The sequence below is a fragment of the Streptomyces sp. NPDC055013 genome (assembly GCF_053608645.1).
This window is the reverse complement of the sequence record NZ_JBSGVW010000040.1, coordinates 38171-52282: the sequence shown is the minus strand read 5'-3', so window position 1 is coordinate 52282 and position 14112 is coordinate 38171. Positions and strand designations below refer to the sequence as shown.

Genomic DNA, 14112 nt, shown 5'->3' with positions numbered 1-14112 from the left:
ATTTTTTACTGAGCCTCATCCATCGGTGCGTCGACCCGCGGCAGGCACCCCCGCCGCCAACAGCCCGAACGCCCGCTCGGCCGCCGCCACGGCATCCCCCCGCACATCGGCCGCCCGCTCTCCCGCCGCGATCCGCCGCCAGTTCTCCAGCGCGAGAATCCGCTGCACGGCGACGATCTGCCCGGCGGCCAGCCGCCCGTCCAGCCCTCCCCCCAGCGCCTCGGCGAGCGCGGCCTCCGAACGCTCCAGATAGCCGTACAGCCGGGCGGCCAGCGCGGGTGTCCCGTACAGCAGCGACTGATAGGCGAGCACCTCGGGATGATCATTCAGCCCGGTGATGGGGTCGCACCGCTCCAGCCCGTCGAGAAAATGCCGCCGCAGCGCCTCGACGGGCGAGCCGCTCCCCTGCCGCACCACCCGGGCCGCCTCGCCCTCATGATCGGCGAACCGGTACAGGACGAGGTCCTCCTTCGCCGGGAAGTACCGGAACAACGTCGGCTTGGAGATCTCGGCGGCGGCGGCGACCTCGGCCACGGAGACGGCGTCGAAGCCCTTCTCGAGGAAGAGGCGGATGGCGGTGTCGGAGACGGTTCGATACATCCGCTGCTTCTTGCGCTCGCGCAGGCCGGTCGCGCCCGCACCCGCCCCGTTTCTGCCGGTCTCGCTCATGCGGTGAGCCTACGCGCGGCCGGAGCGGGGGTGCGGCGTGCGGCGGCGCGGCGGTGCCATCAGGCTGGCGCCCACCGCGGCCAGTCCGGCCTCTTCGCCAGGGATCAGAGGTCTGCGGTCACCTCCGCAGCCGCGATGCCCGACAGGACGTCATATCCCCGTGGACGAACCGCCTTGGGTGAAGTCACAGTGCCGACTAACTCAGGGCACGGGCAAGATACGGGTTCGCCGCCGGGCCGGCCGGCAGGCCGAGAAAGGCGGTGGCCGCGGCCAGGGCCATCGGGTATGAGTCCACTGCGCGGCGCACGTCGGAGGCGTCCAGGCTCGCGCCGGTGACCAGGCGGTCGAGGTCCACATAGGCGGAACGAACGGTCTCGATGCCCCGGTAGACCGGCCAGTCACGCCGCCAGTTCCTGGTGCACTCCCCCGGCAGCCCGCGCTCCCAGCGCCGGAACATACGCTCCCGGATCTCCGCCCTGGTCGGCGTGAGGTGCATGTGCCGGACCAGGTCGTAGAGGGGGTCGCCGACCACCGCCATCTCCCAGTCGATGATGGTCACCGCGAGGCGGTCGTCGCGGCGCACGAGATTCCACGGGTTCAGGTCACCGTGCAGCAGGGCCGGCTCCCGGTCGGTCAGCTCGTAGCGGGACAGGATCACTCGCAGCCGGTCGGCGTCGGGCAGTCCGAGGAGCCGGGCCAGTTGCTGCGACTCCTTCGGCAAGTCCCGTACCCACAGCACGAGTTGGTCCCTGAGCCACTGGAAGAAGCCCCCGCCGCCGGCAGCCGGGTCGACCTGCTGGTAGTCCACCTGTGTCAAGGCGCACAGCTGGTCGACAAGCCCGTCCGCCTCGTGCGGCAGCAGGCCGTGCACGGGGTGGCTGGGAGGAAGGTCGCGTGACCCCACGTAGGTGTGGATGGCGAAGGGGTCGCTCGGATAGCTCGCGCCCAGCGCGAGGGCCTTCGGCGCCGCCACGTCCACGGCCGCCTCTTCGATCGCGCGGAGTACGGCGTGCTCGCTGAGATGGCTGGGCTCCCGGCGGCAGACGCCCGGCAGCCTGCGCCGCACGACAACGGGGAAGTCGATCCCGGGCACCGAGACGACCGAGTTGAGGTGCGCGGTGCCCTTGAACACCCGGCCCGCCGGGGCGGCTCCTTCCACCAGGAGGGCCTTGCGTACGGCTGAGGCCGGAAAGTCGGTCCGCTCGCCGAGCCGCCGGTCGGGCTTCCAGGTGAAGGCCTTCCTGACCCAGGCCCGGCCGTTGATTCCGCCGTGGCTGCGCGAGGCCAGCCATCGGAAGAGGGCGCGTTCGATCTCGGGTCCGCTCGGCACGTTCCCCAGCCGGAGCGGTTCCGCCGCCGTCTCCAGCGCTCGCAGCACCTCCGCCGTCGCCTCGTCGAGTCTCTTCTGAGTGAACGGTTCCTCCAGCGACCGCGCGGCGCGCATGACGTCCGGGTAGACGGACTGTGCCCGCTCGAAGGCCAGGTAGTGAGGCAGATCCTTGCGCAGCCCGTTGACGGCCGCGGGACGGATCTCCAGCATTGCCTCGGCCCAGGCGTCGGTCACCTCGGCCCACTGGTGGGACGGATACCGCATGCGCACCAGGTGCGTCGCCAAGTCGTGCAAGGGATCGCCGTAGGTCGCCAGCTCCCAGTCCACGCAGATGAGGGGCGGATCACCGTCGTACGACACGATCAGGTTGTCCCGGTGCAGGTCCGCGTGGAGCAGACTGTACGGCCGCCGGGCCATCGCGGGCACTCGCTCGGCGAACCGGATCAGCGCATCCTCAGGGATGCCGAGGGCAGCGAACAGCCCGCCGAATGCCTGCCAGTTGGGCTGCCGGATCTGCCGGTCGGCAAGGCGCGCCAGCGTCTGCAGAAACCCCTGGCTGTCCGTGTCGTTGCGCGGCCAGGCCGTCGGCAGCGGGGGCAGAGCGCCTCTGCGCACCTGGGCCATCTGGGCAAGCAGGCCGGCCAGCGCCCTGACGAGCAGAGTGTCGACGGGTTTGCCGTCCCCGCAGACGCTGGAGAGCGGCACGCCGTCCACATAGCTGTGGATCGAGAAGCCGTCACGTTTGACGAGGCACCGGGGCGCGTGAGGCAGGACTCCCCTGATGGCGTCGAGGATCTGCGCCTCGTCGTGCCAGGTTCTGATCACGACGCGCAGCGCGTCCTCGCGCCGGATCCGCACCGTCACGGAAGTGCCGGCCTCCCGGCCCACCAACGGGGCCACGCAAGCCGTGAGTGGCACCACGTAGTTCCGGTTGTGATGTCCACTGCTCGCGGTGCCCAGCCTCTCGGCCCGCTCCACGAACTCCCTGATGGTGTCGTCGAGCATGTCACGCCCGCCATGCAAAGGACGGGCGAGAGGAGGTGCGCCCACTGGCCGCTCCCGGGTGTCACGCGGAGGAGGGACGGAGCAACACCATACGACCACAACCACACTCGGAGCAGTCAGTCAGTGTGAAGCGCACTCACCGGTTCCTGGGCACGGCACCATCGTCTGAGCGCCGTCATGATCTGAGGCGGACTCGGAACATGATCCAGCCCCAGCGGACCGGCGGCGGCCGTCAGGATGCGCCACAGCTTCAGTGCCGAGTGGACAAGTTGTCCCCAGTTTGAATCCGGCTCCCCACCCAGCTTCAGGGCCTCGCGAATGACGTCGGTGAACACGGACTGGGCCCGTTTGTAGTCAATGAGCCGATCCAGATCGTCCTCCATACCCTTCGTGCCACCGGGACGGACTTCATCGACGGCCAAACGCCACTGCTTCGCCATCCGGCGCGCCTGACGCTGCGGGTACCGCATCAGATACAGATGCGTGGCAAGGTCGTAGAGCGGATCACCGACCATCGCCAGTTCCCAGTCGATCGTCCAAAGCGTTCGCTCAGGATCGACGATGAAGTTCTCCCGATGCAGATCGGCGTGCAGCAGGGAAAAGGGACGCGGCTGAAGACCCGCCACGCTCTTGCGCAACTGCTTGAACGCGTCGGCCTCCACCCCGAGGTCTTCGAAGAGCTGCCCGAATCTACTCAGGTTCGCCCCATAGACTTGCTCTTCGGTGAAACAAACCAGGCGTTCCAGGAATCCGTCGGTGTCACGGTCCTCCTGCCGGTCCGCGGAGTCGCACCGCCGGTCGACTGCGAGGTCATCGGCAGCCACACCCACCAATTGACAGAAGAGATCCACGATCTGCCGGAAGAGGTGCTCGGGAATTTCTTGCCCGGACTCATGAAGCGACCCGAGAGTGACCCCTTCGATGAATCGCTGCAGGCGAAAACCATTGACGTCGATCACGTCCGGGATATAACTGATTCGCCCCCGCAGAGCGGGCAACAGCTGCTCCTCCGAAGCGAAGCACCGTCTGTCGAACCACAGCAGATTGCTACGAGGTTCCCGGCATTTCCACCGCACCCGATCCCCCCAGCCCGCTCTCGTGGGCAGCGACAACACATAGGTCTCGTGGTGGTAGCCCTTAAGTGGTCCCTCGACCGCACCGGGGTCTCCACTCATCCCGACCGCGTGCAGTCGAGCGACGGAAGCTGGTTCGGGTGACATGGCCCGTTTCTTTCACCTTGGGCCCTTGACAGAGGGGCACCGGAGTGGCAGCACAGTACTCCCCGTCGGCCAGTATCGTGCCAGAAGCCCGCGACACGTCGGAGTCGAACCCACTCCTCACGGCTGACAGCCGCGCACGGCTGCGCCGAGAGATACACCCGTCGCACCCATCCAGGTCTGAATTGCAGGCCATGACCAGCGAAGCTGGCCGCCCGAACCGCAGTGGTCCACACTGAATCGAGTGGCCGGGAGGAGACCGATGGGCGACTCGTCAGACGAACAGGGAACCTTGCTCGCACTTCTCGAGAGCGCGGAGGCCGTGCTTCTCGACTTCGACGGTCCGGTGTGCGATCTCTTCGGGGACACCTCCACCGCACCCGTCGCCCGCGAGATCAAGGCCGCCGTGTACTCCGCCTGGGGCCGTGACCTGGATCAGAGGGTCAAAGAGTGCGACGACTCCCACGGCATTCTTCGGCGCGTCAGAGAGATGTACGACGGTCCGGAGCCCCTGCCCGACCGACTTCGCGAGGCTCTGAAACTGGCGGAGGACATCGTGCAGGACCAGGAGTTCGCCGCCGTCGCATCGGCCCGCCGGGCACCGGAGGTCGTCCCGCTCGTGAGGGCGCTCCGTAAGAAGGGCAAGCGCCTCGCCATCGTCAGCAACAACGCCCCGGACCCGGTCGCGTCGTACTTGTCGCGCCTGGGAGTGCGTGGGGAGTTCGCTGCCGTCATCGGCCGCGACCCGCACAATCCTCTCCTCATGAAGCCCGATCCCTATTCCGTGAACTGCGCCGTGAAGTCCCTGGGACTACCGCCGTCAGCCTGCATCCTGATCGGCGATCAACTCACCGACCTTGACGCCGCTCAGGCCGCCGGCACCCCCTTCATCGGATACACCCAGTCCCCGGAACGCGCGGCACGGATGAGGGATCGCGGCACCAACGCCGTCGTGTCGTCGCACCGGCCCCTCATCAGCGCTGCGAAGATGCTGCGGAAGCCGAACTGACCTTCTGGCGCTGCCGAGTTGGCCCGTGCATCATGGGACGTTCGGAGATCGACAGGCATCGTTGCCGCGTACGTCCCGCGGCGCACAGGGGGTACAGGTGTCGCCTCACGGTCCGGGGGACGGCAGCCCGTCCAGACTGGAACTCGTACGTCATGCGCTCAGCGCGTGGAAGCCCCGGATCGTCAAGTCGCTCCTGGTCTGTGTCGCAGCTCTGGGCATCGCGGCCGAGGTCATCGATCCTCTTGGGGCCCTGCTCAAGGGCCAGGGTTTTATGGGCGGTTCCTTCGCCGCCATCATCGCCCTCATCCTCTTCGACGCAATCAGCGGATCCGATTCCCGGCAGGAGACCGACGGCGTCCACGTCATGGCGACGTGGCACGACATGTTCCACCCCATGCGTGAAACGTTCAGGGCACGGCACGTCCGTATCGACTTCTCCGGATTCACGATGGAGACGCTGCTCACGTTACTCAGGCCGTCCCTCGAGAGGCTGGCCGATGAAGAAGTGCACACTCAGGAACTGACCCTGCGCATCATCATCGCCCACCTCAATCTGCCGATGAGCCTCCCGGGCAGGCTCGAACCCGCGCCCGCGAGCGCCGGCCTGCCCGCCGGGACTCTCTACTTCACGGACTCCATCGAGAACCGCGAGCGCATGCGGGACCATTTCACCAAGCCCAACTGGAACGAACTCAAAGGTCTACTGGACCGGGTCCGCGAGCGAAATCCGCGGATCACCATCACCTGCGAGGTGCGGGAGTCGCCGAAGATTCCGGAGCGGAAACTGTACATCCTGAATCAGGAGAAGGTCTTCCATCAGCCGTACGGAATCAAGGACCGGACGTTCGACTGGAACGGCAGCGATCTCCACATTCTCGACACGGAGGGTTTCGGGCACAGGTACGGCAAGGCTCGTGTCGTCGGGTGGGACATGCGCTCGACCTCCCGGCAGAACCAGGAGATAGCGGAGCATCACATGGAGTGGCACCGGAATCTCTGGGAAATGCTGGAGTACATAAAACCCCAGAGTCCCGTCATCGCCGATCCGCGTTGGGTGCCGCCCGAGGCGCGGGGCGGACGGTGACAGGTCGGCCCCTATTCGCCCTCGGACAGCAGAGCCCAGACAGAGTCGAACCACTTCTGCATGCTGTCCACGAATACCGTGCCCGATGAATCGGGATCCTCGTCCTTCGCGTGGTGGGTCAGCGTCGCGTTCAGGCCCAGGACGTCGAGCGCTGTGAGCACTTCGTCGTCCTCCAGCATGATCTTGCGCTCGATCACCTCATACGGCCCGTGCAGCGCTTCGGCCCCGTTGAACAGGTAGAGCTTGAAGGCCGGGGTGAGCGGCGCTCGGCGGATCTCGACGTCGACGGACGGCACCAACTCCTCGGCCTGGAGGGATGCGAGCGACTCCCGCAGCGACTTCGCATGCCGCTCCGTGATGTCATGCAGCCGCTCACGCAACCGCGGATCCCCCTTGTCGTCCTTGACGCGGGGATACGGCAGAGACTGTGTCTCGGCAGGCAGGAGCATGCGCAGGGTGATGCGTCCGGGGCTGATGGAGCGCCCGCGGATGCGCTCGGCCTGCTGCTGGATGCGCCAGTACAGGGACTCGGACGTCAACGTGTAGACGTCCAGGGTCACTTCGGGCTGCTCGAAGGCCTCGCTGATGAGGGACTCGAGGGTGATGCCCCGGCGCGACCGGGTGGCCTTGGGGGTCGGCGAGTGTATCCGCTGGGCCTTGATCACCCGGGACCCGCTGCCCTGCCGCGACTCGATCCAGCCCTCGTCGACCAGGTCCCGCAGGGCACGTTGGACGGTGTCCCGGGAGACGCCGAACTCATCCGCGAGGTCACGCTGGGACGGCAGGTAGGAGCCCGGCGAATACGGCCCCTCGGTCATACGGGCGCGCAGCTCGTCAGCGACGCGCCGGAACTCCCTGTGGCCGCCGTCCACCCCGCCCACTCCACGATTCATCCCCTGAGAATGTCCAGCAACGGCCTCAGCGAACCCACGATGTGTGTGGCCCCCTCTTCCTGCAACAGCCTCTCCTTGCGCCCGTTACGCGCGTAGCCCAGGAACGGCACACCGGCCTTGCGGGCGGCCTCGCAGTCCGTGGGAGCATCGCCGATGAACAGGGCAGTCGACGGTGCGGCTCCCATGGCCGTCAGAGCGCGGTTGAGGTAATGCGGGTGCGGCTTGAGGTACTGGAGGTCCTTGGTACGGCCGTAGATGTGGGGACGGAAGCAGCCCAGAAGCCCTCGGTCAGCCAGATATCCGTGAACCGCCTTGGGAGAGTTGTTCGTGGCGATGGCCAGCCGGGCCCCCACCGCGGTCCAGGTACGAATCAGCGGGTCGGCGAACGCGGTGGGCATCGCCTTCGGTACAGCCCGCAGTTCCTCCTGTGTGAGACGTTCCTCCAGCTCCGCCACCAGGTCGCTGCCCGGATGCCGGCGGTCCACGGCGCGCAGTACCGCGTGCGGGTCCGCGGTGTCCCGTTCGCCTTCAGCCAGCAGGCCGTGCAGCCCTCGCCCTTCGAGCCACTCCACCAGCTCGATCGCCACCCGCGCCGCCGAATGCCCGGCGAAGAGCCGGCAGATCGGCCCGTCGAAGTCCCAGACCACGACGCGGGCATTTCTGATCATTTCGCGCGCAAACTCCGTCTGTATTGCCACCTGTTCAGTCTGCTTCGTATCAGAAGTCACTAGGAGAGTGTCATGTCCGTGGTGATGGTTTCCCAGAGGGCGTCGAACCACTTCTGGGATTCCTCCACGAACGCGGCGTCGCGCTGCCCGGCCTGCTTGACGAAGGAGAAGAGGAGGGACTGGGAGCCCAGGGCGTCGTACATGTCCAGGGTGCGGCTCTCGTACTCCTCCTGGCGTTCGGTGAGGACGTAGTAGCCGATCAGCGCTTCGTCGCCGTTGAGGAGGTAGAGCTTCACCGGGGGTGTGAACGGCAGGGCGCGGAAGGTGACGTGGACGTCGATGCCGTGGGTGGAGCGGACGGCCTGGAGGTTGTGGCGGAGCACCTGGGCCTGGGCGTTGCGCATCGCCAGCCAGCGTTTGTGGACCGGGTCGTCGTCCCCCCGCCCGTCCACCAGGACCGGAAAGGCGAGATGGATGTCCCGGGACGGCAGCAGGAGCCGGACATCGATCGACTCGGGATGGATCGAGCCCTCGTGGATCAGGCGGAGGGGTTCGCCGAGGGCCAGCATCAGGGTTTCCGAGGTGTGGCATACGACGTCCACGCGGACGTGCGGTGCGGCGAAGGCCTCCGTCAGGCGGGGGGCCAGACTGACCATCGTCGGCTGCGGTGCGCCCCGGGTGGGGGCCGGCAGGGCGATGCGCGGCGGGCTGCCCTTGCTGACGTTGGTCAGGAGGCCGTCCTCCTGGAGTGCGCGCAGGGCCTGGCGGACGGTGCCTCGCTCCACGCCGAACTCCTCGGCCAGCTCGGCCTGGGTGGGCAGGCGGTCGCCCGCCTTGAGCTCTCCGACGCGGATCCGTTCCCGCAGGATGTCGGCGATCTCCTGCGGCGAGAGTCTCCTGCTGCCGTTCACTGCCACGTTCTCCTGAGTCACGACCAAACGCTACAACTCTCACCCATCTATGGGCAGTTGTTTGTAGCTTGTTTCAAAGTAGGCGCCAAGTGGGGACAACTTAGTTGGAGTTGGCGCCAAGTTGGTTGAGTTGGCGGAAGTAATCCTTCCATCCCCAGAAGCCCGAAGGGGGAAACACCGATGCCCGTTCTCGCACTCCTCTCCGCCGTGTTCGTCGTCGGCGTCGAGCAGACCCTCCAGTGGAAGTACGGTGCCACCGGCATTGTCGGCCTGCTGCTGCTCACCGTAGGCATCAAGGCCAAGAGCCCGACCGTGAGCTCGATAGGGGCCGTAGTCCTCGCGATCCTGCTTTCGGGCCCCGCCCTATGACAAGGACAAAACACTCAGGTCAAACACTGTGGGGGATGATCAGCTCGTGAGCAGCAGCTCCGAACTGATCGTCTCCCACAGCGCGTTGAACCACACATGCGACTGCTCCACGAACGTCGTGTCCCGCAGCCCGGCCCCCTGCTCGAAGGCGAACAGCGTCGACTGGATGCCGGGGGCGTCGTACATCTCCAGGTGCCGCTGGCCGATCTCCACCTCGCTGCGCGCCAGCGTGTAGTAGGCGAAGAGCGCCTCCGTGCCATTGAGGAGGTAGAGCTTCACCGGCGGCGTGAACGGCAGCGCCCGGAAGGTCACCTGCACGTCGATGCCGTGCGTGGCGCGCAGCGCCAGCAGATTGTGCCGGAGCACCTGGCCCTGGGCGTTGCGCTGGGCCAGCCAGCGCCGGCGCAGCTGTCGGTCGGCGTCGTCGGCAGAGGCGTCCACCGCTGTCGGGAACGCGAGCGAGATGTCGCGGCTCGGCAGCATGACGCGGACGTCGACCTTGGCCGGTTTCAGCTGTCCGGCGTGGATCTGGCGGAGCGGTTCGCCCATGGCGAGCGTGAGGGAGACCGAGGTGAGGCACAGCGCGTCGATCTCGACGTGCGGGGCGGCGAAAGCGGCCGCTATCCGCGGGGCGAGGGCCACCATGGTCGGCTGCGGTGCGGCTCCGGGGCCGGTCAGCGCCCTGCCGAGGTCGGGGGCGACGGTCGCCGGGGCCCCTTTGGACACGTTGGTGAGCAGATGCTCCGACTGCAGGATGCGCAGCGCCTGCCGTACGGCTCCGCGCTCGACGCCGAACTCGTCCGCCAGCTTGGCCTGGGTGGGCATGCGCTGGCCGGGCTGCAAGGCGCCCGAGCTGATGCGGGCGCGCAGCTCATCGGCCACGTCCCGATGTGACTTCTGTGGCCGCTGTGAACTCTTCCGCCCATTGACGGAGGCGTGTTTCGGCTCCACGACCAAACACTACAACTTCCCGCCATCTTTAGGCAGTTCCAGGGATGGTGGTTATGAGACGTTCCAAGCGGTCATAAGTACAGTGAAGTTGGTCGCCAACTTAAGCAACATGGTCAAACTTCAAGAGGGTTGGCCACCAGAGTCGGTTCTGTCGACCATCGTCCCCGAGAGGAGACCGGCATGCCGCTCATCTACCTGGTCGTAGCCGCGGTCGTCATTGGATTCGAGCAACTCATCCAGTGGAAGTACGGCCCGATGGGCATCATTGCCTTTCTCGCCCTGACCATCGGTATCAAGGCCAAGAACACCATGATCGGCGGCATCGGCGCGGTGATCCTCGTCATGCTGCTCGCCCACTAGGCCTTCCCGCGAAGGCTTGGCGACCAGGTTCGGCCGTCCGGGCTCCCTTCCGGAGGGGAGCCGGGAGCCCGGTCGGTCAGCACAGCCACAACTTCACACCGACAACCGAATATCGATCGCACAGCCACAACCGCTCGGCCCAACCGGATACGGGCGCACAGCCCACCACCACAACTGAACAGCTCGCTACGGATGAGCAGACCTGTCACCGGCAGAGAGGAGACCTCAGAAAACGTCTGGGCACCACGGTCGCCTGGACGTACGCAGCAGGGCGTCGGCCACCCGGGCGGCGCCCGCTCGTTCTTCCCGGACCCGCCCCAGCGCGGTGAGCCGTACGGCGGACTCGTCTCCGAGCCACAGGCTGCCCAAGTCGGCGACGTCGAGGGTGAGTTCGGGCGCCGCCGTGGTCGGCGCGCAGGAGGCCCCGTCGGTCGACGCCTCCAGCAGGTAGCGTCCGCCGGCCAGCCCGCCGCCGTCCACGACCTCCAGCACCAGCGATCCCTGCCCCTGGTACGTCCGCGCCTCCAGCGCCCGTACGACGTCCAGGATCCGCACCCACAGCCAGTCCGCCAGCGTGGTGACCCTGGCCGCCCGCGGGTCGGGGAGGTAGAGGGGCAGGAGGTCGTCGGGAGCCCGCCAGCCGCTCTTGACCGTCGTGATCCAGTCGATCGAGCACAGGTAGCGCCACAGGGCGCGCTCGGCGTCCGGGGTGGCGGCGACGAGCCAGTCCACGGTCGCCGTGTTGAGCGGCTGCTTGCCGTCGCCCCAATGGTCGTCCGCCTTGTACGACGCCAGTCCCTGGACCTCGCCGCCCGCCGACCGGTACACGGCGAAGAAGGGCTCGGTCCACGGGGACCTGTCCAGGCGCAGCGCCCCGGTGCTGACCTGCCACCAGCGCTCGTCCCGGTCGACGGCGCCCGGCTGGGCGCGGCGCACCCGCTCGTACAGCTCCGGGCCGATCTTGCGTACGTCCGCGCCGTCCACGAGGTCGATACGGCCGCCGTCCTCGGGGCCGGACCACCTCGGGTCGAGGCCGGTGCGGGGGACGTCCACGGTCCACTGGGCCGTGTAGGTGGCGGGGCCGAAGCCGTAGCGGCCGTAGATCGGGTACTCGGCGGCGATCAGGGTGGCGACGACGTCGCCGCGGTCCTTCGCGGCCGCCAGGTCGTGGGCCATCATGCGGCTGAGCAGGCCGCGGCGGCGGTGGGTGGGGGAGACGGTGACGTTCGAGACGGCGTCGGCGGGGACCGGGGCGCCGCCGACTGCGGTGATCTCCTGTGCGAAGGAGCGGAAGGTCGCCACGCAGCGGCCGCTGTCGAAGGCGCCGAGCGTGCGGGACGGGACGATGTACGACGCGCGGTCGGCGACCTCTGTCTCGGCGACGTCGGGGCTGCGCAGGAAGCCGGTGTTCAGGGCCCGGGTCCAGTCGGGGATGTCGGCCTCGGTGATCGGGCGGACGTCTATGGGGGTGGGAGGTTCGGGACGGCTCATGGGGTCACGGTAGGTGGGCGGGCATGAGGTGTCGCCGGGTTTTTACTCGCCCTCGAACTCCCTCAAAGGGGGCACCCCCGGCCGGGCAAAAGGCAAAGCCCCCTCCCGGGTGGTGGGGGCTCGCCTCAGGCGCCGGACCTCGGACTGCTCCGACCGGCGTGCTACGTCAGCAGGTCGTCCACCTGCGCCTCACCGTCCCGGTACCGCCGTGCGATCTCCGCGCTGCAGTCGTCGGCCGTCCGCTGCAGGCGTTGGCGGCGGCGGGACACCTGCTGCTCGTAGCGGACGAGGCGTCCCATGGCGGTGTTCAGTTCGGCGTCCGTGCGGGCCTCGAGGTCCGAGAGTTCGACCTCGGCCAGCATCTCGGCCGCCAGCAACCGGTACTCCTCGCTCTGCGGGGTGCCCAGCGTCACGTGGCGGGCCGAGGAGCGGTGGCGGGCCGGGGCGTCGGTCAGGATCTCCGGGAGGCGGTCGACGACGGACGCCGCGCCCGCCGGCGAGCGCCGTGCCACCTCCGCCCGCAGGATGTCGATCCGCCCCTGCAGCAGCCGTCGTACATAACTCAGATCCGCCTCGTCGCGCTGGGCGTCCCGGCGCAGGGTGCGCAGCTCGGGCAGGCTGAGTGCGGTCAGGTCGTGCTCGGGCGGTTCCACGGGCAGCCTCGGGCCCGGATCCTCGGCGGTGCGTTGCGTGGGCGGCCGCAGGCCGTCCAGCTGGGCCGCGTGGCTCAACACGACAGCCCCAGGAGGCTGCCCTGAACTCGGTGTGCTCATATGCCTCTACCGTCCCCTCGACCGGCGTGTGGAAGCATGGTGCCATCCCAACTGGCCGCAATGTGACCGAGTGCCCCCGAACGGGCCCAGATGGGCGGTTAAGGATCAAAAAAGAAACCCCCGAAGAGGCCACTCCCCCGCACACGGCATGATGGCCGCATGCGAGCTGTGGTGCAGAGGGTGGACGGCGCGAGTGTCGTCGTGGACGACGAGACGGTCGGGGAGATCGACGGCGAGGGGCTGTGCGTACTCGTCGGCGTCACGCACGAGGACACCAAGGAGAAGGCGGCCCAACTCGCCCGCAAACTCTGGTCGATCCGCATGCTGCACGACGAGAGGTCCTGCAGCGACATCGACGCCCCACTCCTCGTCATCAGCCAGTTCACCCTGTACGGCGACGCCCGCAAGGGCCGCCGGCCCACCTGGAACGCGGCCGCCCCGGGCGATGTCGCCGAGCCGCTCGTGGACGAGGTCGTCGCCCAACTCCGCGCCCTGGGCGCGACGGTGGCGACGGGTCGGTTCGGGGCCCGGATGCGGGTGGGCTTGACGAACGACGGCCCGTTCACGGTACTGATCGAAATCTGATCACCGGCTGATCACTTCCGATCGAGATCCGGTCATCGCTGCCACCGTCCTGGGGGGACCATGAAGAGATCCGCGTATGTCACCGGAGTCGCTCTGCTCGCACTCGTGGCCTGCTCGGCGGAAGGGAAGACCGAGGCCGGCACCAAGGGGAGCAAGGAGCAGCAGGCCCCGACGGTTCCTCGTGCCTCTCCCTACACGGCGAAGGAACTGAAGACCGCACTGCTCACCACGGCGCAGACGCCGAGCGGCTTCGAGGTATACCGAACCACCGCCACCGAACCAAGCAGCCCTCCGGCCGATGCCTCGGAGAAGGTACGGCCGGCGGAGTGCGCGGTGCTGCGCAATCCGGACGTCAAGGCGAAGGGGGAGACCGTCTTCGCCAGGGCGCAGCTCCACCGGGCCAGCGAGGGACTGGACCTGCACAGCATGGCCCTGGCCGGCTGGTCCGAGACCGACGCGAAGGCTCGGATGGCGGCGCTGCGGAGCGCGCTGGAGAAGTGCGGGTCGATCGAGTACGAGAACATCGACAGCAATGGCGTCAGGCAAGCCCGCTTCCAGGCCGAGAAAGCCCCGGATCTGGGCGACGAGGCACTGCGGTTCTCACTGAAGTCGCCCTCGTCCTACCAGGGTTTCACCGTCGTACGCGTTCAGGGAGTGATCACGTACGTGAGGTCCGATACCATCTTCGGCCCGAACCTGACCGACCGGCAGCGCGAAGAACTCACCCCCGAACACCAGGAGCAGCTCATCCGCGCCCAGGTCGCCAAGGTCGAACGAACCCTGCGCTAGCGGCGCCC

15 protein-coding genes are annotated in these 14112 nt (G+C 67.7%); 6 read left to right on the top strand and 9 right to left on the bottom strand.

The window, feature by feature from the left end:
* Positions 1 to 15: 15 nt before the first annotated feature.
* The 3 genes from ACWGDB_RS35100 to ACWGDB_RS35090 form a co-directional block, all read right to left on the bottom strand.
* Positions 16 to 669, bottom strand: a complete 654-nt coding sequence (locus ACWGDB_RS35100) for a TetR/AcrR family transcriptional regulator (RefSeq protein ID WP_453826161.1) — start codon at positions 667 to 669, stop codon at positions 16 to 18.
* A gap of 196 nt (positions 670 to 865) precedes the next feature.
* The gene (locus ACWGDB_RS35095; protein WP_453826160.1) at positions 866 to 3004 is read right to left on the bottom strand and encodes a phosphotransferase; all 2139 of its coding nucleotides are present in this window, start codon (positions 3002 to 3004) and stop codon (positions 866 to 868) included.
* A gap of 116 nt (positions 3005 to 3120) precedes the next feature.
* Positions 3121 to 4179 (bottom strand): phosphotransferase family protein, encoded by a 1059-nt coding sequence (locus ACWGDB_RS35090; protein ID WP_453826186.1) that lies wholly within the window; start codon positions 4177 to 4179, stop codon positions 3121 to 3123.
* 304 nt (positions 4180 to 4483) lie between these two features.
* Here ACWGDB_RS35090 and ACWGDB_RS35085 point away from each other — a divergent pair, with 304 nt between their 5' ends.
* Both ACWGDB_RS35085 and ACWGDB_RS35080 read left to right on the top strand, forming a co-directional pair.
* Positions 4484 to 5230, top strand: a complete 747-nt coding sequence (locus ACWGDB_RS35085) for an HAD family hydrolase (protein ID WP_453826159.1) — start codon at positions 4484 to 4486, stop codon at positions 5228 to 5230.
* A 97-nt stretch (positions 5231 to 5327) separates the two neighbouring features.
* Positions 5328 to 6314: a hypothetical protein gene (locus ACWGDB_RS35080; protein WP_453826158.1), complete on the top strand. Its 987-nt coding sequence runs from the start codon at positions 5328 to 5330 to the stop codon at positions 6312 to 6314.
* An 11-nt stretch (positions 6315 to 6325) separates the two neighbouring features.
* Here the strand turns inward: ACWGDB_RS35080 and ACWGDB_RS35075 are convergent, their stop codons facing one another.
* From ACWGDB_RS35075 to ACWGDB_RS35065, 3 genes are read right to left on the bottom strand one after another with little or no spacing between them, the layout of a single operon-like run.
* On the bottom strand, positions 6326 to 7207 hold the full coding sequence (locus ACWGDB_RS35075) for a GntR family transcriptional regulator (protein WP_453826157.1): 882 nt from the start codon (positions 7205 to 7207) through the stop codon (positions 6326 to 6328).
* Positions 7204 to 7986: an HAD family hydrolase gene (locus ACWGDB_RS35070; protein ID WP_453826156.1), complete on the bottom strand. Its 783-nt coding sequence runs from the start codon at positions 7984 to 7986 to the stop codon at positions 7204 to 7206. The genes ACWGDB_RS35075 and ACWGDB_RS35070 overlap by 4 nt, the downstream gene beginning before the upstream one ends.
* The gene (locus ACWGDB_RS35065; protein WP_383627157.1) at positions 7935 to 8813 is read right to left on the bottom strand and encodes a winged helix-turn-helix domain-containing protein; all 879 of its coding nucleotides are present in this window, start codon (positions 8811 to 8813) and stop codon (positions 7935 to 7937) included. The genes ACWGDB_RS35070 and ACWGDB_RS35065 overlap by 52 nt, the downstream gene beginning before the upstream one ends.
* A 153-nt stretch (positions 8814 to 8966) precedes the next feature.
* Between ACWGDB_RS35065 and ACWGDB_RS35060 the strand changes: the two genes are divergently transcribed.
* Positions 8967 to 9155, top strand: coding sequence for a hypothetical protein (locus tag ACWGDB_RS35060; protein ID WP_453826155.1), 189 nt, complete (start codon positions 8967 to 8969; stop codon positions 9153 to 9155).
* A 39-nt stretch (positions 9156 to 9194) separates the two neighbouring features.
* Here ACWGDB_RS35060 and ACWGDB_RS35055 read toward each other — a convergent pair whose 3' ends face one another.
* Complete coding sequence (locus tag ACWGDB_RS35055) at positions 9195 to 10112, bottom strand: winged helix-turn-helix domain-containing protein (protein ID WP_453826154.1); 918 nt, start codon at positions 10110 to 10112, stop codon at positions 9195 to 9197.
* 174 nt (positions 10113 to 10286) lie between these two features.
* Between ACWGDB_RS35055 and ACWGDB_RS35050 the strand changes: the two genes are divergently transcribed.
* Positions 10287 to 10466 (top strand): hypothetical protein, encoded by a 180-nt coding sequence (locus tag ACWGDB_RS35050; RefSeq protein ID WP_453826153.1) that lies wholly within the window; start codon positions 10287 to 10289, stop codon positions 10464 to 10466.
* Positions 10467 to 10691: 225 nt separating this feature from the next.
* Here ACWGDB_RS35050 and ACWGDB_RS35045 read toward each other — a convergent pair whose 3' ends face one another.
* Positions 10692 to 11957, bottom strand: a complete 1266-nt coding sequence (locus tag ACWGDB_RS35045) for a GNAT family N-acetyltransferase (protein ID WP_453826152.1) — start codon at positions 11955 to 11957, stop codon at positions 10692 to 10694.
* A gap of 161 nt (positions 11958 to 12118) precedes the next feature.
* Complete coding sequence (locus ACWGDB_RS35040; protein WP_383607189.1) at positions 12119 to 12730, bottom strand: RsiG family protein; 612 nt, start codon at positions 12728 to 12730, stop codon at positions 12119 to 12121.
* 159 nt (positions 12731 to 12889) lie between these two features.
* On the opposite strand from ACWGDB_RS35040, the gene dtd reads away from it, so the two are divergent.
* Both dtd and ACWGDB_RS35030 read left to right on the top strand, forming a co-directional pair.
* Positions 12890 to 13315, top strand: coding sequence for a D-aminoacyl-tRNA deacylase (dtd, locus tag ACWGDB_RS35035; protein ID WP_453826151.1), 426 nt, complete (start codon positions 12890 to 12892; stop codon positions 13313 to 13315).
* A gap of 60 nt (positions 13316 to 13375) precedes the next feature.
* The gene (locus tag ACWGDB_RS35030) at positions 13376 to 14104 is read left to right on the top strand and encodes a hypothetical protein (protein ID WP_453826150.1); all 729 of its coding nucleotides are present in this window, start codon (positions 13376 to 13378) and stop codon (positions 14102 to 14104) included.
* Positions 14105 to 14112: the final 8 nt, after the last annotated feature.

Excerpts from the sequence above, each read along its gene's own strand:
- ACWGDB_RS35100 (WP_453826161.1), bottom strand. The coding sequence starts at position 669 with ATGAGCGAGACCGGCAGAAACGGGGCGGGTGCGGGCGCGACCGGCCTG.
- ACWGDB_RS35095 (WP_453826160.1), bottom strand. The coding sequence starts at position 3,004 with ATGCTCGACGACACCATCAGGGAGTTCGTGGAGCGGGCCGAGAGGCTG.
- ACWGDB_RS35090 (WP_453826186.1), bottom strand. The coding sequence starts at position 4,179 with ATGAGTGGAGACCCCGGTGCGGTCGAGGGACCACTTAAGGGCTACCAC.
- ACWGDB_RS35085 (WP_453826159.1), top strand. The coding sequence starts at position 4,484 with ATGGGCGACTCGTCAGACGAACAGGGAACCTTGCTCGCACTTCTCGAG.
- ACWGDB_RS35075 (WP_453826157.1), bottom strand. The coding sequence starts at position 7,207 with ATGAATCGTGGAGTGGGCGGGGTGGACGGCGGCCACAGGGAGTTCCGG.
- ACWGDB_RS35060 (WP_453826155.1), top strand. The coding sequence starts at position 8,967 with ATGCCCGTTCTCGCACTCCTCTCCGCCGTGTTCGTCGTCGGCGTCGAG.
- ACWGDB_RS35050 (WP_453826153.1), top strand. The coding sequence starts at position 10,287 with ATGCCGCTCATCTACCTGGTCGTAGCCGCGGTCGTCATTGGATTCGAG.
- ACWGDB_RS35045 (WP_453826152.1), bottom strand. The coding sequence starts at position 11,957 with ATGAGCCGTCCCGAACCTCCCACCCCCATAGACGTCCGCCCGATCACC.
- ACWGDB_RS35040 (WP_383607189.1), bottom strand. The coding sequence starts at position 12,730 with ATGAGCACACCGAGTTCAGGGCAGCCTCCTGGGGCTGTCGTGTTGAGC.
- dtd (WP_453826151.1), top strand. The coding sequence starts at position 12,890 with ATGCGAGCTGTGGTGCAGAGGGTGGACGGCGCGAGTGTCGTCGTGGAC.
- ACWGDB_RS35030 (WP_453826150.1), top strand. The coding sequence starts at position 13,376 with ATGAAGAGATCCGCGTATGTCACCGGAGTCGCTCTGCTCGCACTCGTG.